We start from the raw sequence: 17,805 nt of genomic DNA on the forward strand, positions 1-17,805 counted from the left end.
CCTCCCGGCGGTGGGCACCTCGCAGGGGGACGATGGGGACGTGACATCCGGATCCCTGCGCAGCACGTCGAGGCTCGGTGCCCTGCGGACGATCCTCGAGCAGCGCGTCCCCGGCACCCCTGAGCCCACGCACGACGGCACGGCTCCGTGGCTCACCGCCGTGCTTGGTGCGCTCCAGGCGCTCGTCCTCTCGCTCGCCCTCGTCATCGTCCCCGCGACCGCCATGGGCGTCGCTGCCACCGCGCAGGTCGACGGTGCCGTTGCTCCCTGGGCAGCGGCCCTGGGCGTGTCGACCAACCTCTGGCTCCTCGCGCACGGCGTGCCGTTCGTCACGCCCGCCGCCACGGTGACGCTCGTCCCGCTCGGCATCAGCGCCGCATCAGTCCTGAGCGTGGTCGCCTCCGCGCGCAGGTCCGTCCGTCCGGCGTGGTCCGCCGTCGTGGTCGGCAGCGCTGTCTACGCGGCTGCGACCGGTTTCATCGCCATCCTGGCGGGTGCCGTCGCGCCGGACCAGCTGGTGTCCGCCGCCCTCGGAGGGCTCGTCGTCGCGGTCCTGGGCTTCATGGTCGGTCTGCTCTCGCGCCCGGACGCGGGTGACCTGCGCCGCAGCGTCCTCGCCCTCGGCCGCCGGATGCCCCGACCGCTCTCCGTGGCCCTGCGCGGGGCCACCGCAGCCACGAGCCTCGTCGTCGCGGCCGCCTCCGTCCTCGTGCTCGTGTGGCTCGTCGCGGGACGCTCGACGGCCAGGGAGATCATCGATGCGCTCGAGCTCGATCTCGTGAGCGGGATCTCGCTCGCGGTCTCTCAGCTCGCGTTGCTCCCCGACCTCGTCGTGTGGGCCATGGCGTGGCTCACCGGGCCCGGCTTCGCGGTGGGTTCCGACACGCACTTCGGTCCCGACGGCGTGACCTCGGCACCGCTCCCGGGCCTGCCGCTCCTGGGGGCCCTCCCGTTCTCCGGCGGCGGGATCCTCCGGTGGGTCCCGGTCGTCGTCGTGCTCGCAGGCGCCGTCGGGGGGTGGTGCACGCACCGCAGGCTCACCTCCGTCGCGCTCTGGCAGGTCCCCGTGGTGGCGGCGCTCGTCGGGGTCGGAGCGGGCACCGGTGTGGGCGTTCTCGCGGCGCTCGGGACGGGCTCTGCCGGGCCCGGGCGGCTCGAGTTCGTCGGCGCCTCGGCACCGTTCGTCGGGCTCTGTGCCGCCGGGCTCGTCGCGCTCGGCGCCCTGCTCGCGCTGCTCGTCCTGCGCCCGGAGGTGCGTCGTGCGGTGGTGACGGCGTGGCACCGTGTGCGCCGCGTGGGAGACCACGACGACACCTCAGCCGTCCGCGACGAGGCTGTGCGTGCGGACGGCGCCGTGCGTCAGGACGACAGCTCGTCCTGACGCTCCTCGAGCCTCTCTTCATACTCCACCTGGCACGCCAGACGAGCGCCGTGGGTGATCGCACGGGCCTCGCACGTCTGGCGATCCATCTCGATGTCCCACATGGACGCGACGACGAGCGTCGAGAGTCCCACCAGCGTCGTCATGGCCATCCCTGCGCACAGCGCGACGACGAGAGTCCCGCGCACGCGGGCCCGCCGGACCCTGCGCAGGGCCTGGACACCCACGACGAGCGCGACGACGGCAGCCGCGACGCTCACCAGCCGCGCGGGCAGCGGCAGCGTGCTCGTGAGCAGCGTGACGAGCATGACCACGCCGAACCGCAGGACGTGCCGAGCGCTCTCGGCGACGAGGGCTGGGTCCACGGGTTCGTCGGGAGGCGGCGGTGGCGTCTGTGGAGCGGAGCCCGGTGCTCGCTTCGCGCCGGAGGGCGGGCCGTCGGCAGCGGACCCGTCGTCGGCCGGGCGGGGCGCCCGGGCATCGGGATCCGTCGGACGGTCGTCGTCCGTCGGGCGGTCCGTGACGGGGGAGCGTGCGCCCGTGGGCGGCGGCGCGAACGGGTTACCCATGGGTTCATTCTCCCGTATCTCGCAGGGTGCACGCGCTAGGGTTCCCCCGTGACCGGCCCCACCGCAGCAGCATCTCCCCGACCGCGCCGCCACCGGACCACGACACCGTCCGGCCACGAGGTGCCCGTGACGGGAGGCGACGGCGGGGTCGCACGCCTGGTCGTCCTCGCCTCGGGCGGGGGCAGCAACCTCGCGGCGCTGCTCGCCGCGCACACGGACGCGGCCTACGGGGCGCGCGTCGTCGCTGTCATCACCGACACCCCCACTGCCGGTGCCCTCGAGATCGCCGCCGACGCCGGCATCCCCAGCGCGACCGTCTCGCCGCGTGACTTCGACAGCCGCGGGCACTGGGACGCGGCGCTCGCGGAGACGGTCGACGTGTTCCGCGCGGACCTCGTCGTGAGCGCAGGGTTCATGCGCATCCTCGGTCCCGCCTTCCTCGACCGCTTCGGCGGCCGCACGGTGAACACGCACCCGGCGCTCCTGCCCGCGTTCCCCGGAGCGCACGGCGTGCGGGACGCGCTCGCGTACGGCGTGCGGGTCACCGGCTGCACCCTGCACGTCGTCGACGCCGGCGTCGACACCGGACCGATCATCGCCCAGGTCGCCGTCGACGTGCTGCCCGGCGACGACGAGGCCGGCCTGCACGAGCGGATCAAGACGCAGGAGCGCGCGATGCTCGTCGAGTGGGTCGGGCGGATCGCTCGTGAGGGCCTGCGGGTGGAGGGGCGTTCGGCCGTCGTCGGGTAGCTCAACCGACGCGCGGGCGTGCGGCCCCGTGCTCTCGTGCCCGTGGGTGCGAGGGGGAGGCCCAGCCACGCCGGGCGCGCAACCGGTAGGATCGACCCCGGTCGCAACTGGCGAGGGTGGGGTTCACCACCGGGGAGCGGCTGATCGTCCCTGTGCCGCGCCGCCCGCCTGGGCGCCTGGGTTCCACCTCCCGACGTGCCGATCTGCGCGTCGTCCGGAACATCCACGACAGGAGACGCCCATGTCCGCCGGTTCCCACCCCACGTCCGTTCCCGCACCCCTGGCCGACGACTCGCAGCACCCCGTGCGCCGCGCCCTCGTGAGCGTCTACGACAAGGCCGGGCTCGTGGAGCTCGCGCTCGCCCTGCACGCCGCCGACGTCGAGATCGTCTCCACCGGCTCGACCGCCGCGACCATCGCTGCCGCCGGCGTCCCCGTCATCGGTGTCGAGACCCTCACCGGCTTCCCCGAGTGCCTCGAGGGACGGGTGAAGACGCTGCACCCCCGCGTCCATGCCGGGATCCTCGCGGACACCCGCAAGCCCGACCACCTCGCGCAGCTCGCCGAGCTGGGCATCGCGGCGTTCGACCTCGTCGTCGTCAACCTCTACCCGTTCACGGCGACGGTCGAGTCGGGTGCGACGCCTGACGAGTGCGTCGAGCAGATCGACATCGGTGGCCCCTCGATGGTGCGTGCCGCGGCCAAGAACCACCCGAGCGTGGCCGTCGTCGTCGACCCGGACGCCTACTCCGCGGTCATCGACGCCGTGCAGGCCGGCGGATTCACCTACGCCCAGCGGAAGGCGCTCGCGGCGGAGGCGTTCGTGCACACCGCCACGTACGACGTCGCCGTGGCGTCCTGGATGAGCCGTGTCGTCGCCCCGACGGACGAGGTCGTCACCACCGAAGGTGTCGTGAGCACGGGCTTCCCGGCCTGGGTCGGTGCCACCTGGGAGCGCAGCGACGTGCTGCGGTACGGCGAGAACCCGCACCAGCCCGCAGCGCTCTACACCGACGGCCACGGCACCGCCGGGCTCGCTCAGGCGACCCAGCTGCACGGCAAGGCGATGAGCTACAACAACTACGTCGACGCTGACGCGGCGTGGCGCGCCGCCCACGACCACAGCGGCCCGGCGGTGGCGATCATCAAGCACGCCAACCCCTGCGGGATCGCGACCGGCGCCGACATCGCGGACGCCCACGCCCGGGCCCACGCGTGCGACCCGCTCTCGGCCTTCGGTGGCGTCATCGCGGCCAACGGCATCATCACCCGCGCCGCAGCCGAGCAGATCGCGCCGATCTTCACCGAGGTCGTCGTGGCGCCCGGCTTCGAGGAGGAGGCGCTCGAGATCCTCACCGCGAAGAAGAACATCCGGCTCCTGCAGGTCGACGCCCCCCCGACGGCGAGCATCGAGCTGCGCCCGATCAGCGGCGGGATGCTCATGCAGGCCGTCGACCGGATCGACGCCTCCGGCGACGGCGCGAGCGACGACCCCGCAGGGTGGGTGCTCGCGGCCGGCGAGCCCGCAGACGCACAGACCCTCGCCGACCTGGCGTTCGCGTGGCGCGCGGTGCGCGCGGTGAAGTCGAACGCCATCCTCCTCGCCGCCGACGGGGCATCCGTCGGTGTCGGCATGGGACAGGTCAACCGCGTCGACTCCTGCAAGCTGGCCGTCGCACGCGCCAACTCCGGCGACGTCGAGCGTGCCCGCGGTGCGGTCGCAGCGTCGGACGCGTTCTTCCCCTTCGCGGACGGGCTGCAGGTGCTGCTCGACGCGGGGGTCCGCGCCGTCGTCCAGCCGGGTGGGTCCGTGCGCGACGACGAGGTGGTCGCAGCCGCCCAGGCGGCCGGCGCGACGCTCTATCTCACCGGTACCCGGCACTTCGCCCACTGACGGACCGGCGGCGCCCGCTCGGCGGGCGCCGCCGCGGCTGCGTGGATAGCGTTGCCCGGTGATGACCGCTCTCGAGGCTGCTGTCCACCAGGTCCTGGGCGCGGACGCGCAGCTGCGCGACGCCCAGCAGGAGGCGCTCGAGGCGCTCACGACGCGTGACACGCTCCTCGTGGCGCGGTCCGGCGCCGGGAAGACCGCCGTGTACGCGATCGCGACGCTGCTCACCGGCCGGATGGCGATCGTCGTGTCCCCGACGCTGTCGCTCCAGCGCGACCACACGGACTCGCTGTCCGACGTCGGCCTGCGCGTCCGGGCGGTGAACAGCGGGCTGGGCGTCGTCGAGCAGCGCGACGCCCTCGCCGCGGCCGCGTCGGGGGACCTCGACATCCTCCTGCTCGCTCCCGAGCAGCTCGTCCGGACCGAGGTCGTCGACGCGTTGGCGTCCGCCGACGTCGGCCTCGTCGTCGTCGACGAGGCGCACTGCGTGAGCGAGTGGGGGCACGACTTCCGGCCCGACTACCTCCACGTCGCCGCGGCTGCCGCCCGCTTCGGGGACGGGGTGCGGCCGCGGATCCTCGCGCTCACCGCGACCGCCTCCGCGTCGGTCCGCGCGGACATCGTCGAGCGCCTGCGGCTCGTCGACCCTGCGGTCGTCGTGCACGACGTCGACCGGCCGAACATCCGGCTCACAGCACGCGACGCGACCGAGGAAGGTGCGCGGGACGCCGCCGTCGTCGAGCTCGTCCTCGCCAGCGAGGGCGCAGGGATCGTCTATGCGCCGACCCGCGCGCACGTCGAGGCGCTCGCAGAGCTCCTCACGGGCGCAGGCCGTCCGGCGCTCAGGTACCACGCGGGGCTGCCGCAGGGGGAGCGGGACGAGGCCCAGGACACGTTCATGACGGGTCGCGGCGACCTCGTCGTCGCGACGAGCGCGTTCGGCATGGGCGTCGACCGGTCGGACGTGCGGTTCGTCGTGCACGCGGCACCGTCCCCGTCGCTCGACGCGTACTACCAGGAGGTGGGCCGTGCCGGCCGGGACGAGCAGCCAGCGGTCGCCACCCTCTTCCACCGTGCCGAGGACTTCTCGCTGGGCAGGTACCTCCGGTCGGGCGGCGCGCCGGCGGACTCGACGTTCCGCACGGTGGCGAAGCGGCTGCGCAAGCAGCCCGCAACGCGCACGGACCTTGTCGGGAGCACGTCGCTGACGACCCGCACGGTCTCCCGCGTGCTCGGGTCGTTCCTCCAGGTCGGGGCCGTCGCCGAGGCGCCGGACGGGACGTGGACCTGGATCGCCGACGGGACGATCGCCGCGACGATGAGGACGATCACCGACCGGCGCGAGACGCACCAGCGTGTCGATCTCTCCCGCGTCGAGATGATGCGGACGTACGCGGACACGCTCGACTGCCGGCGCCGCGTGCTGCTCGAGCTCCTCGGTGAGGGGCAGCCGGAGCCGTGCGGGACGTGCAACAACTGCGAGCGGGGCACGAGCCGCACGGCAGAGTCCGGCCCCTTCGCGCTGGGGGAGCGCGTCGAGCACGCGCAGTGGGGCCAGGGCGACGTCACCCTCGTCGAGGACGACCGCATCACCGTGATGTTCGACGAGCAGGGCTACAAGACGCTCGCGACCGACCTCGTCACCAGCTCCGACCTCCTCGCACCGGTGGACGGGGAGTGAGCGTCGTGCGGGGTCACCCGACGATGCCGACGCTACGCAGGGGGACGGACGGGTCGGCCGCGCGCGCGAGGTCGAGGACAGCCGGACCGCTCGCGAGGAGCCGACGCGCGGCCGACACGTCGCGCGGGGAGTCGACGACGAGGATCCCGGTCACGGCGCCGTCCGGTCGGGCGTAGAACGCCGCCCAGCCAGCGTCCGAGCGTCCCGGGTCGCCCCGGAACGTCACCGTGTCCCGGGCGGGGTCGGGAAGCCCGACGAGAGCCAGGTCGTGGCCGAGCTGGCTCGAGAAGACGTAGGGCGTGTGCGGTCGCGGGACGGGCCCCGATGCAGCGCCCACGACCGCCCGGGCGACGAGATCAGGGTCCTGGAGCGCGCCGGACCAGTGCCCCCCGGGCACGCTGGACCAGTGCCCGTCCGCCCGGGTGGCGCAGTCGCCGACGGCGAAGACGGCAGGTGTGCCGGGCTGCACGGAGGCCATGACACGGCCGGTCTCGTCGGTGAGGAGCGCACCGCGGCTGTCGAGTGCGAGACCGCTGCTCGCGAGCCACGCGGTCGCCGGGCGGGCACCCACGGCCGCGAGGACGACGTCGGCACGCACGTGGCCCGGGCCGCCCGGCTCGTCCGCGTCGACCTGCTCCGCTGCACGTCCGGGTCCGGGGCTGCCGGTCGGCCGAAGGTGGATGCCTGTGGGGTCGATGCCGTCCACGGTCGTCGACGTGAGGAGGCGTATGCCGGCGGCGGTGTACCAGGGCACCAGATGGGCTCCGACCTCCGTCCCGAGCGGCCGGGCCAGCGGAGTCGTCGCGGCCTCGACGACGGTGACCTCGCAGCCCGCCGTCGCCGCGGCGCCCGCGACCTCGGCGCCGATCCACCCGGCGCCCACGCACACGAGCCGGGCGCCGGGGGTCGCGCGTGCGCGCAGCACCCCCGCGTCCGGTGCGCTGTGCAGGGTCACGGCGTGCTCCCACCCCGCGGGGCGGACCGGGTCCGCGCCGCAGGCCAGGACGACGGCGTCTGCGTGGATCAGCCGGCCGGAGCGGGTGGTGACCTCCGCCGTGTGCCCCCGCAGGTCGAGCGCGACGGCGGGGTCGCCGAGCAGGAGCTCGTCCGTGAGGGCGTCCAGGTCGATGCCGAGCTCGTCCAGGAGCCACGCCGGCTCGGGGCGGCTGTACAGCTGTTTGGACAACGGGGGGCGGTCGTACGGCTGGACGTCCTCGGCGCCGAGGACGGTGAGGGTCCCGGTGAACCCGCGAGCCCGCAGCGCAGCGGCCGTCCCCGCGCCCGCCAGACCCGCGCCGACGACGACGACGGACATGGGGGTGCCGGGAAGGTGCGTGGGAGTCATGCGCGCAACGGTAGTCTCGGTGACGTGAGAAGGCCGCCGAAGGAGACAGGCAGCGTGATGGTGGATGAGGCGCCCGAGCCGTCCGACGGTGCTGGGACCCCGAACCCGCACGCGGACCGACCTGCGCGCGGGATGGCCGTGTGGCTCGTGTGCGCCGGGCTCGCCGGTGTCGTCGCGGCGACGGTGCTCTTCGGCGCGACCCAGGGGGCCGTCGCGCTCGTCGTCCTGCTCACCGCGGCAGGGTTGGCGCGCGCGATCATCCCCGGCCCCGGTCCGATCGGCATCACGATCCGTTCGCGTCCGGTGGACGTGACGATGTTCCTGGGTCTGGCGCTGGCGATCGCTGTTCTCGCCCGGACCGCTCCCAACCTGTAGTCGCCGGCACGACGGCCCGGTACGGCACGACGCCGCCACCACGGCACGACGGCCCGGTACAGGGCGCTCAGGGAGCGCTCCGTACCGGGCCGTCGCGGGGCACGGTCGTGGGACTCAGGCGGGCGGGGTGCCCTTGTCCGTGCCTCGCTCCGTGTCGTCCTCGTCGGTGGTCGGCGACGCGACGTCGGTCGACTCCTGCACGGCCTCGGCCTCGACGATCGCCTCGTCGATGACCTCCGCGCGGGCGTCGGCCATGGCGTCGAGGCGTGCGGCCGTCTCAGCCTCGGTCTCACGCTCGAGCGCCGGGATGGCGTCGGCCTCGAGGACGGCGTCCCGCTCCGCCTCGAGGACGGCGTCGACGTCCAGCGCTGCCGCGTCCGTGTCCGTGGCGACGACCGCGGCCGTGGTCCCGGCAGGGCCGCTGACGACGACCGCCTCCGTGGTGTCGTAGTCGTACTCGGTCACCGGCTCGGCGACCGCGAACCCGCGGTAGAACAGTGCCGCCAGCGCGGCACCCAGGAGGGGTGCTGCCCAGAAGAGCCAGACCTGCTCGAGGGCCCAGCCCTCGGAGAAGATGGCCGTCGCGAGCGAGCGCGCGGGGTTGAGCGAGCCGCCCGACATGGGAGTCGCAAGAAGGACGAGGAAGCCGAAGGTCAGGCCGACGACGACCGGGGCGTAGCGGTTGCGGGTCCGGCGGTCCGTCACGGCGAGGTAGACGCCGACGAGCAGCGCGGTCGCGATGGCCTCGATGATGGCGACGGCGACGAGGTCGAACGTCGCGAACTCCGGGACGGGCAGCTCACCCGAGGCGATCGCTGCGTCGACCTGCTCCCGGGGGTAGGAGGCGAACTGTGCCCAGAAGGCGTCCGTGCCCTCCATGAAGGTGCGCGAGTGCTCGTCGAAGCCGTTGGACGTCTGCGAGAAGGCGTCGCGCGCGTTGTCGAACGTGGCCTCGGCACCGCGGAACAGCTGCTCGGGGATCGTCGCGAAGAGCGCCGCTGCCGCGGCCGTCGCTCCGACGACCTGGGTGATCCAGTAGACCGGCACGAGCTTCCAGGGTGTGCGCCCGGCCAGGGCCGCGCCGAACGTCACGGCGGGGTTGAAGTGCCCGCCGGAGAGGTGCCCGACGGCGGCCATCCCGGCGAGGAGCGCGACCCCGAACGCGAGCGCCACGGCGAGCGAGCCGGCGTCTTGCTGCGCGGCGTACAGGGCGACGCCGACGCCGAGGAAGACGAGCAGGAAGGAGCCGAAGAGCTCGGCCCCGACGATCGCGAGCGTCGAGGGGCTGCTGACCGCACGGCCGTCCTTGGCGTCGTGCGCGGAGGAGGTCTGAGGGCCGTCGAGGGCCGTCTGCTGCGCAGGGGCGTCGTGAGGCATGGTGGTCCTGTCGTGTGAGGGTGGAGACGTGTCGCCCGGTTCGGGGCGATTCAGGAAACGGTAGTCCGGTGGCCACCGCGATGCACGGTGCGACCACGACGGTGGACACGGCCGAGATATCTTGACGTCGAGAAATCGAGTAATCTCGGAAGCAGCACCGAGTGCACCACACAGGACCAAACCACACAGGAGTGTTTCCCGCATGGGCAAGATCAAGGTTGTAGGGCCGGTCGTCGAGCTGGACGGCGACGAGATGACTCGCATCATCTGGCAGTTCATCAAGGACCGCCTCATCCACCCGTACCTCGACGTCGACCTGCGCTACTTCGACCTGTCGATCGAGAACCGCGACGCCACCGACGACCAGGTGACGATCGACGCGGCGAACGCGATCAAGGAGCACAACGTCGGCGTCAAGTGCGCCACCATCACGCCCGACGAGGACCGCGTCAAGGAGTTCGGCCTGAAGAAGATGTGGGTCTCGCCCAACGGGACGATCCGCAACATCCTCGGTGGCGTCGTCTTCCGCGAACCCATCATCATCTCGAACATCCCTCGTCTGGTGCCGGGGTGGAACAAGCCGATCATCATCGGCCGCCACGCCCACGGTGACCAGTACAAGTCGACGAACTTCAAGGTCCCGGGCCCCGGCAAGATCACGATGGCCTTCGAGCCGTCCGACGGTGGCGAGCCGATGCAGTTCGACGTCGTGACCATGCCCGCGGAGGGCGGCGTCGCGATGGGCATGTACAACTTCAACGAGTCCATCAAGGACTTCGCTCGGGCCTCCTTCGCGTACGGCCTGCAGCGGAACTACCCCGTGTACCTCTCGACGAAGAACACGATCCTCAAGGCGTACGACGGTCAGTTCAAGGACCTCTTCCAGGAGGTCTTCGACGCGGAGTTCGCCGAGCAGTTCGCCGAGAAGGGGCTCACGTACGAGCACCGCCTCATCGACGACATGGTCGCCTCGGCCATGAAGTGGGAGGGCGGCTACGTCTGGGCCTGCAAGAACTACGACGGTGACGTGCAGTCCGACACCGTGGCCCAGGGCTTCGGCTCGCTCGGCCTCATGACGTCCGTCCTCATGACCCCCGACGGCAAGACCGTCGAGGCCGAGGCCGCCCACGGCACAGTGACGCGTCACTACCGCCAGCACCAGCAGGGCAAGCCGACGTCGACGAACCCGATCGCGTCGATCTTCGCGTGGACCCGTGGCCTCATGCACCGCGGAAAGCTGGACGGCACGCCCGAGGTCACCGAGTTCGCCCAGACGCTCGAGGACGTCGTCATCACGACGGTCGAGTCCGGCAAGATGACGAAGGACCTCGCGCTGCTCATCAGCCCCGAGCAGCCGTGGCTCACCACGGAAGAGTTCCTCGCAGCGCTCGACGAGAACCTCGCCGCACGCCTGGCCTGAGGTAGCACAACCGCGCGGAGTGCGTGATCGTTGACCCGAGATCCCTCGTGATCCGGTCGGCGGTCACGCACTTCGTCGTTACGGCCACCCGGTGTACTGACAAAGGAGTTGTGACATGAGTGCCACGCCAGTGAACGTCACGGTGACCGGCGCCGCCGGTCAGATCGGCTACGCGCTGCTGTTCCGGATCGCGTCGGGTCAGCTGCTCGGCCCGGACGTACCGGTGCGCCTGCGCCTGCTCGAGATCCCGCAGGGGGTCAAGGCGGCCGAGGGGACAGCGATGGAGCTCGACGACTGCGCGTTCCCGCTGCTCGCCGGCATCGACATCCATGACAACCCGCGCGACGGGTTCGACGGCGCGAACATCGCCCTCCTCGTCGGAGCCCGGCCCCGGACGAAGGGCATGGAGCGCGGAGACCTCCTCGAGGCCAACGGGGGAATCTTCAAGCCGCAGGGCGAGGCGATCAACGCGGGGGCAGCGGACGACATCCGGGTTCTCGTCGTCGGGAACCCCGCCAACACGAATGCGCTCGTCACCGCGGCGCACGCGCCGGACATCCCCAAGGAGCGGTTCAGCGCCATGATGCGCCTCGACCACAACCGGGCGTTGACCCAGGTGGCGAAGAAGGCGGGGGTGGGTGTCGATGACGTCCGGCGTCTGACGATCTGGGGCAACCACTCTGCGACGCAGTACCCCGACATCTCGCACGCGGTGCTCGGCGGAGAGCCAGCGACCGCCCTCCTCGAGGACGAGGCGTGGCTCGTCGACGACTTCATCCCTGTCGTGGCCAAGCGTGGCGCAGCGATCATCGAGGCACGTGGGGCCTCCTCGGCCGCCTCGGCGGCCAACGCCGCGATCGACCATGTGCGCGACTGGGTGACCGGCACGCGCGAGGGTGACTGGACCTCGGCCGGGATCGTGTCCGACGGGTCGTACGGGGTGCCCGAGGGCCTGGTGTCGTCGTTCCCCGTGACCTCGAGCGGCGGGGCGTGGGAGATCGTCCAGGGGCTCGAGATCAGCGACTTCTCCCGGCAGCGCATCGACGCGTCGGTGGCGGAGCTCATCGAGGAGCGCGACGCGGTGCGGGAGCTCGGCCTCCTCTGACGCCCGGACGGTCGGGCGCGCGAACGGCGTGGCACCGGGTCGGTGCCACGCCGTTCGTCATCGTCGGGGCCGTGCGCCCCGGGAGCTGAGCCTGGTCGTCACCGGCAGGTGACCGCTCCAGCGCTCGGTGCGCTACCGGACGCGACGAAGCCGAACGTCGTCGACTGGCTCGCGCCGAGCGAGCCGTTGTACTGCGCGTTCGTCACCGTGTACGGGCCGGACCCGGACACAGTTCCGTTCCACAGGTTGGAGACGGAGGAGCCGCCGGGCAGGGTCAGCGCCACGGACCAGCCGTTGACCGATGCGGAGCCCGCCGTCACGGTCACCGTGCCCTGGTACCCACCGGGCCACGAGTTGGCGACCGCGAGCGTCGCCGAGCATGTCCCCGCTGGCGGCTCGACGGGATCCGTCGGGTCCGTGGGGTCGGTCGGGTCGGTGGGGTCGGTCGGATCCGTGGGATCCGTGGGGTCCACGGGGGTGCTCGAGGCCGAGTTGAGGGCGTTGAGGGTGGAGGTGTAGGCAGCCTTCGTGTTCCCGGAGCCGTCGAAGAGCAGCGGGGTGCCGCTCGCGCGCCAGGAGTCGGTGTCACGGACGCCCCAGACGGTGATGCCGGTGCAGCGGGTGACGGCGAGGCACGCCCGGGTCACCGCGTCGTAGTTCTGGGCCTGTGATGCACCGGAGCCCTCGATGTCGAGCTCGGTGATCTGGACGTCGACGCCGAGGTCGGCGAACCGCTGCAGGGTCGTCTGGTAGTTGGCCGGGACGGGGCTCTGCGGGTTGAAGTGGGACTGGAACCCGACGCAGTCGATCGGTACGCCGCGGGCCTTGAAGTCCTTGACCATGGCGTACACGGCCTGGGTCTTGGCGTGGGTCCAGTCGTCGGTGTTGTAGTCGTTGTAGCAGAGCTTGGCGGCAGGGTCGGCGGCGCGGGCGGCGCGGAACGCGGCCTCGATCCAGTCGTTGCCGGTGCGCTGGAGGTTGGAGTCCCGGCGGGCGCCGGAAGAGCCGTCGGCGAAGGCTTCGTTGACGACGTCCCAGGCGTAGATCTTGCCCTTGTAGTGGGTGGCGACCTGGGTGACGTGGTTGAGCATGGCGTTGCGCAGGGCGGTGCCGGACATGTTCTGCATCCAGCCGGGCTGCTGGGAGTGCCAGGCGAGGGCGTGGCCTCGCACCTGCTTGCCGTTCTGCAGCGCCCAGTTCACGATGCGGTCACCGTTGGTGTAGGTGAACTGGCCCTGAGAGGGCTCGGTGGCGTCCATCTTCATCTCGTTCTCGGCCGTGATCATGTTGAACTCGCGGTTCGCGATGGTCGTGTAGGTCGAGTCGTTGAGCTTGTTGGCCGCGATCGCCGTGCCGAAGTACCGACCGGACTCGGCTGCCGCGGTCGCCAGAGTCGTGCCGGCCGCCGAGGCGGGGAGGGCGGTCAGGGTGACTGCAGCGACGCAGGCCGTGGCCAGGGCACCGAACACAGCGCGGCATCCACGCGACGGAGCGCGGCGGGATCCGCTGCGGGCACGCGTGAGGGGTGGGTTCGTCATCGATCCTCCAGGAGAGTGGCCCCGCAGACCCCAGCGTCTACGAGAAAGGTCGCGCACTGCGGCGCGTTCTCAGAGTCGTGGGCGATCCCTGCGAGGTCAAGCGTTTCGTGCTGTTCATGGCGATTTCAGCGAGTCTGAAACGTTTCGCTGGCCGAGCGTCATCACGCCGGAGCACGACGACGGCGGCCTGCTCGCGCAGACCGCCGTCGTGTGTGGTGACCCGGGTTGGTCAGGGGTGAGTGGCCCGGGTCAGGTTCAGGAGCAGGAGACCGTGGGCCATGCCCACTGGCCGCCGTGGTTGACGGTGAAGCCGAACGTCGTGGTCTGGCCAGCGGCCAGGTTGCCGTTACCGGCCGGACGCATCGTCATGACGTTGCCGGAGGAGTCCCAGGTCGGGGTGCCGCTCCAGGTGGCGGTGATGCGCTGCGGTGAGCGCAGCGTGACGGTCGAGGTCCAGCTGGTGATGGCGCGGTTGGCGCGGATGGTGACCGTCCCGTTGAACCGGTCGTTCCACTTCTGTCCCTCGGAGTACGTCGCGGTGCAGGCTGCACCGGTGCCGGGGTCCGTGGGCGGAGGGTCGGTGGGGGTGCCGGTTCCGGGGTTGCCTGTTCCAGGGTTGCCGGTGCCCGGGTTCGCCGGGCTGCCGCCGCCGCCGTTGAGACGGTTGAGGACGGACGTGTAGGCCGCCTTCTTGTTCCCGGAGCCGTCGAAGAGGAGCGGGGTGCCGCTCGCACGCCATGAGTCGGGGTCGCGGACGCCCCAGACGGTGATGCCGGTGCAGCGGGCGACGGCCATGCACGCCTGGACGACGCCGTCGTACTGCTGGGCCTGCGAGGAGCCGGAGCCCTCGATGTCGAGCTCGGTGATCTGGACGTCGACGCCGAGGGCGGCGAAGTTGCTGAGCGTCGTGTGGTAGTCGGAGGGGACCGGGTTGCCGCTGTTGAAGTGGGCCTGGAACCCGACGCAGTCGATCGGTACGCCGCGGGCCTTGAAGTCCTTGACCATGTTGTACACGGCCTGGGTCTTGGCGTGCGCCCAGTTGTCGGTGTTGTAGTCGTTGTAGCAGAGCTTGGCGGCGGGGTCGGCGGCGCGGGCGGCGCGGAACGCGGCCTCGATCCAGTCGTTGCCGGTGCGCTGGAGGTTGGAGTCGCGGCGGGCGCCGGAAGAGCCGTCGGCGAAGGCTTCGTTGACGACGTCCCAGGCGTAGATCTTGCCCTTGTAGTGGGTGGCGACCTGGGTGACGTGGTTGAGCATGGCGTTGCGCAGGGCGGTGCCGGACATGTTCTGCATCCAGCCGGGCTGCTGGGAGTGCCAGGCGAGGGCGTGGCCTCGCACCTGCTTGCCGTTCTGCAGTGCCCAGTTCACGATGCGGTCGCCGTTGGTGTAGTTGAACTGGTTCTGGTTGGGCTCGAGAGCGTCCATCTTCATCTCGTTCTCGGCCGTGATCATGTTGAACTCGCGGTTCGCGATGGTCGTGTAGGCCGAGTCGTTGAGCTTGTTGGCCGCGATCGCCGTGCCGAAGTACCGGCCCGTCTCGGCAGCTGCCGCCGCGAGCGTCGATCCGGCCGCTGCTGCGGGGATCGTGCTGAGGGTGACTGCCGCGACGCAGGCCGTGGCCAGTGCGCCGAAGACTGTACGGCTGGCGCGTGAGCGTCGGCTCGCGGAGCCGCCCCTCAACCGCGTCAACATGGGTGGGTTCGTCATTGATCCTCCACTGGACTCTCCCGGTCGACGCGTCGCTGCGCGGCCGGAGCGCCCGGATTGGGGCGCTCGTCACACACTCACCGTTTCACCCGATGCGGTCAAGAGGTTGCGACAAGTTTCGTGAACTTTCGACACCCCCTTAAACGTTTCATCTCCGGCATGGAGAGGCGCCCCGAGGGCTTCGTCCGTACACCGGTCGCCGCCGGGGGGTCTCCCCGGCGGATGGCGCCCGATAGATTTCACCGCGCGGCCCAGCCGGCGACGTCATGTCCCGTCGGCCCGTGCCGACCCCTCTTCCGCCGACGGTGCCGGGAGGTCGTCGGGCGCCGAAGGTCGCGAGGCCCGCCCGACGGTACGCTGGCGACCGTGAGACAGGACCGGACGACGCCCGGCTCGCAGACCTCGCTGCGCGAGGCGAACCGGGCCCGGATCGTCACCGCGGTGCAGCAGCGCGGCTCGCTCACGCAGGTCGAGCTCGCCGGGGTCACTGGGCTGTCGCCGGCGACCGTCTCGAACATCGTCAAGGAGCTCAGCTCCATCGGGGTCCTGCACACGGCTCCGACGTCACGGAGCGGGCGGCGGGCGCAGCAGGTGACGCTCGCCCGCAACCTCGGGCTCGTCGCGGGGGTGCACTTCGGCACCCGGTCGTTGCGCGTCGCGCTCGCCGACACCGCCCACCGGATCATCGCTGAGCAGCGGATGCCCCTCCCGCCCGATCATCGAGGAGACAACGGACTCGACCGTGCCGGGATCCTGCTCGCGGAGCTCGTCGACCAGGTCGACGCGACGATGGCCGAGGTGCTCGGGGTGGGCGTCGGGGTGCCCGCCGCGGTCGATCCCCGCACGGGGCGCGTGTCGACGGTCGGGGTGCTGCGCGGGTGGCAGAGCGTGAGCGTGCCCGACCTCCTCTCGGAGCAGCTCGGCGTACCGGTGTACGTCGACAACGACGCGAACCTCGGCGCACTGGCCGAGGTCCGCGCCGGAGCGGCGCGGGGCCGGGAGCACGCCGTCTACGTGCGTGCCTCGCACGGCATCGGCGCGGGCCTCGTCGTCGGCGGGTCGCTCATGCACGGCCGCAGCGGAGCAGCCGGTGAGATCGGCCACCTCCAGGTGGAGGCCGGCGGACCCCTGTGTCGCTGCGGGCAGCGCGGATGCCTCGAGACCTACGCAGGCACCGACGCCCTGCTCGGTGCGCTCCAGGACAGTCACGGGAACCTCAGCCTCAACGAGGTGCTGACCCTGGCCGCGAGCGGAGATGACCCCTGCCGTGAGGTGCTGGCCGCGGCAGGGGAGCGGATCGGGCACGCGGTCGCCGTCCTGTGCGCCGTCGCCGATCCCGAGGTCGTCGTCCTCGGCGGCCCCCTCGCCCGGGCCGGGGACCTCGTCCTCGACCCGCTCCGAGCAGCACTCGCGCGCGACACCGTGCAGAGCACGGCGGGGCCGGTGCCCGTCGTCACGTCGGACCTCGGCAACCTGGCCGAGGTGCGGGGCGCCCTGCTGCTTGCCATGGACCGCGCACAGATCGCCGGGGGACCATTGCCCGCAGTGCTGACGCAGGACGAAGGACGACCATGACGACCATGCCCCCGAGCAGCGGGCCCCGGAGACGGCGGGACGCGGCACGTCGCAGCGCGACCGGTGCGCTGCTCGCCGCGTTCGTCCTGCCGCTCGTCGCCTGCGCCACCCCCGGTGCCGCAGGAGGAACCATCGCGTTCCTGCTCCCGGAGTCCAAGACGGCCCGGTACGAGAGCCTCGACAGGCCGGTGTTCGTCGGGGCCGTGGCTGACCGGTGCGCGGACTGTGCGGTGATCTACGCCAACGCGAACCAGGACCCCGCACGGCAGCAGCAGCAGGCCGAGTCTGCCCTGACCCAGGGCGCGGACGTCCTCGTCCTCGACGCCGTCGACGCGGCGGCTGCGGCGAGCATCGTCGCCGCGGCCCAGGACCGTGGCGTCCCGGTTGTCGCGTACGACCGCTTCCTTGCCGGTGCGGACCACTACGTGTCCTTCGACAGCACGCGCATCGGACGGCTCCAGGGTGAGGCGCTCCTCGCCGCGCTCGAGGCCGCGGGGGAGCCCGAGGGTGGGATCCTCGTCGTCAACGGAGCAGTGACCGACACGAACGCCGCAGCACTGCGCGAAGGTCTGGACGACGCCCTCGCCGGCAGCGGTGTGCGGGTGCTCGCCGAGTACGACACCCCCGACTGGAGCCCCGACAAGGCCCAGGACTGGGTGTCCGGACAGCTGGCCCTGTATGGCGCGGAGGTCGACGCCGTGTACGCGGCGAACGACGGCACAGCGGGCGGCGCGGTCGCGGCCATGCGGGCGGCAGGGCTCGGTAGCGTGCCGGTGACCGGTCAGGACGCAGAGCTCATGGCGGTGCAGCGGATCGTCTCGGGGGACCAGCACATGACCGTCTACAAGCCGATCGCCGAGCAGGCCCGCACGGCCGCGGAGCTGGCGGTCGGGCTGCTCGACGGATCTGGGACCGCTGGTTCGGAGACCGTCGACGGTGTGCCGGCCGAGCTGTTGCAGCCCGTCGCGGTCATGCGCGAGACCATCCAGGAGGTGCTCATCGACGGCGGAGTCTTCACGGTCGACGAGATCTGCGTCCAGCCGTACGAGCAGGCGTGCGCCGCCGTGGGTCTGCTCCCGGCGGAGGAGAGGTGA

14 protein-coding genes and 1 riboswitch are annotated in these 17,805 nt (G+C 71.8%); of the genes, 9 read left to right on the plus strand and 5 right to left on the minus strand.

Annotated features, from left to right (window positions below; translation table 11 throughout):
- Window positions 1–40: 40 nt before the first annotated feature.
- Window positions 41–1,381 carry a cell division protein PerM gene (locus AC2AXK_RS08670; RefSeq protein ID WP_484344973.1) on the plus strand — a complete coding sequence of 447 codons (1,341 nt, stop codon included), beginning with the start codon at window positions 41–43 and terminating at the stop codon, window positions 1,379–1,381.
- Here AC2AXK_RS08670 and AC2AXK_RS08675 read toward each other — a convergent pair.
- Window positions 1,360–1,950 carry a hypothetical protein gene (locus AC2AXK_RS08675; protein ID WP_484344974.1) on the minus strand — a complete coding sequence of 197 codons (591 nt, stop codon included), beginning with the start codon at window positions 1,948–1,950 and terminating at the stop codon, window positions 1,360–1,362. The two genes, AC2AXK_RS08670 and AC2AXK_RS08675, sit on opposite strands and share 22 nt — an antisense overlap.
- Window positions 1,951–1,998: 48 nt before the next feature.
- On the opposite strand from AC2AXK_RS08675, the gene purN reads away from it, so the two are divergent.
- The 3 genes from purN to AC2AXK_RS08690 all read left to right on the plus strand — a co-directional run bounded on the left by purN (window position 1,999) and on the right by AC2AXK_RS08690 (window position 6,272).
- Window positions 1,999–2,700 carry a phosphoribosylglycinamide formyltransferase gene (gene purN / locus AC2AXK_RS08680; RefSeq protein ID WP_484344975.1) on the plus strand — a complete coding sequence of 234 codons (702 nt, stop codon included), beginning with the start codon at window positions 1,999–2,001 and terminating at the stop codon, window positions 2,698–2,700.
- Between the two features lie 93 nt (window positions 2,701–2,793).
- A riboswitch (ZMP/ZTP riboswitch) is annotated at window positions 2,794–2,881 on the plus strand.
- 60 nt (window positions 2,882–2,941) lie between these two features.
- Window positions 2,942–4,594: a bifunctional phosphoribosylaminoimidazolecarboxamide formyltransferase/IMP cyclohydrolase gene (purH, locus tag AC2AXK_RS08685; protein WP_484344976.1), complete on the plus strand. Its 1,653-nt coding sequence runs from the start codon at window positions 2,942–2,944 to the stop codon at window positions 4,592–4,594.
- A gap of 61 nt (window positions 4,595–4,655) precedes the next feature.
- Window positions 4,656–6,272, plus strand: a complete 1,617-nt coding sequence (locus tag AC2AXK_RS08690) for a RecQ family ATP-dependent DNA helicase (protein WP_484345397.1) — start codon at window positions 4,656–4,658, stop codon at window positions 6,270–6,272.
- Between the two features lie 13 nt (window positions 6,273–6,285).
- Here AC2AXK_RS08690 and AC2AXK_RS08695 read toward each other — a convergent pair whose 3' ends face one another.
- Entirely contained in the window at window positions 6,286–7,617 is a 1,332-nt protein-coding gene (locus AC2AXK_RS08695) for an NAD(P)/FAD-dependent oxidoreductase (RefSeq protein WP_484344977.1), read from the minus strand.
- A gap of 54 nt (window positions 7,618–7,671) precedes the next feature.
- Between AC2AXK_RS08695 and AC2AXK_RS08700 the strand changes: the two genes are divergently transcribed.
- On the plus strand, window positions 7,672–7,992 hold the full coding sequence (locus AC2AXK_RS08700) for a hypothetical protein (protein ID WP_484344978.1): 321 nt from the start codon (window positions 7,672–7,674) through the stop codon (window positions 7,990–7,992).
- Window positions 7,993–8,106: 114 nt separating this feature from the next.
- Here AC2AXK_RS08700 and AC2AXK_RS08705 read toward each other — a convergent pair whose 3' ends face one another.
- The gene (locus tag AC2AXK_RS08705; RefSeq protein WP_484344979.1) at window positions 8,107–9,369 is read right to left on the minus strand and encodes an MIP/aquaporin family protein; all 1,263 of its coding nucleotides are present in this window, start codon (window positions 9,367–9,369) and stop codon (window positions 8,107–8,109) included.
- 202 nt (window positions 9,370–9,571) lie between these two features.
- On the opposite strand from AC2AXK_RS08705, the gene AC2AXK_RS08710 reads away from it, so the two are divergent.
- Entirely contained in the window at window positions 9,572–10,789 is a 1,218-nt protein-coding gene (locus AC2AXK_RS08710; protein ID WP_484344980.1) for an NADP-dependent isocitrate dehydrogenase, read from the plus strand.
- Window positions 10,790–10,904: 115 nt separating this feature from the next.
- Window positions 10,905–11,894, plus strand: coding sequence for a malate dehydrogenase (locus AC2AXK_RS08715; RefSeq protein ID WP_484344981.1), 990 nt, complete (start codon window positions 10,905–10,907; stop codon window positions 11,892–11,894).
- A 98-nt stretch (window positions 11,895–11,992) separates the two neighbouring features.
- Here the strand turns inward: AC2AXK_RS08715 and AC2AXK_RS08720 are convergent, their stop codons facing one another.
- Window positions 11,993–13,432, minus strand: coding sequence for a glycoside hydrolase family 10 protein (locus AC2AXK_RS08720; RefSeq protein WP_484344982.1), 1,440 nt, complete (start codon window positions 13,430–13,432; stop codon window positions 11,993–11,995).
- A gap of 255 nt (window positions 13,433–13,687) precedes the next feature.
- The gene (locus tag AC2AXK_RS08725; protein ID WP_484344983.1) at window positions 13,688–15,136 is read right to left on the minus strand and encodes a glycoside hydrolase family 10 protein; all 1,449 of its coding nucleotides are present in this window, start codon (window positions 15,134–15,136) and stop codon (window positions 13,688–13,690) included.
- 366 nt (window positions 15,137–15,502) lie between these two features.
- Here AC2AXK_RS08725 and AC2AXK_RS08730 point away from each other — a divergent pair, with 366 nt between their 5' ends.
- The gene (locus AC2AXK_RS08730; RefSeq protein WP_484344984.1) at window positions 15,503–16,711 is read left to right on the plus strand and encodes an ROK family transcriptional regulator; all 1,209 of its coding nucleotides are present in this window, start codon (window positions 15,503–15,505) and stop codon (window positions 16,709–16,711) included.
- The gene (locus tag AC2AXK_RS08735; RefSeq protein ID WP_484344985.1) at window positions 16,708–17,805 is read left to right on the plus strand and encodes a substrate-binding domain-containing protein; all 1,098 of its coding nucleotides are present in this window, start codon (window positions 16,708–16,710) and stop codon (window positions 17,803–17,805) included. Before AC2AXK_RS08730 ends, AC2AXK_RS08735 begins: the two co-directional genes overlap by 4 nt.

This window comes from Sanguibacter sp. Z6_81, assembly GCF_057180625.1.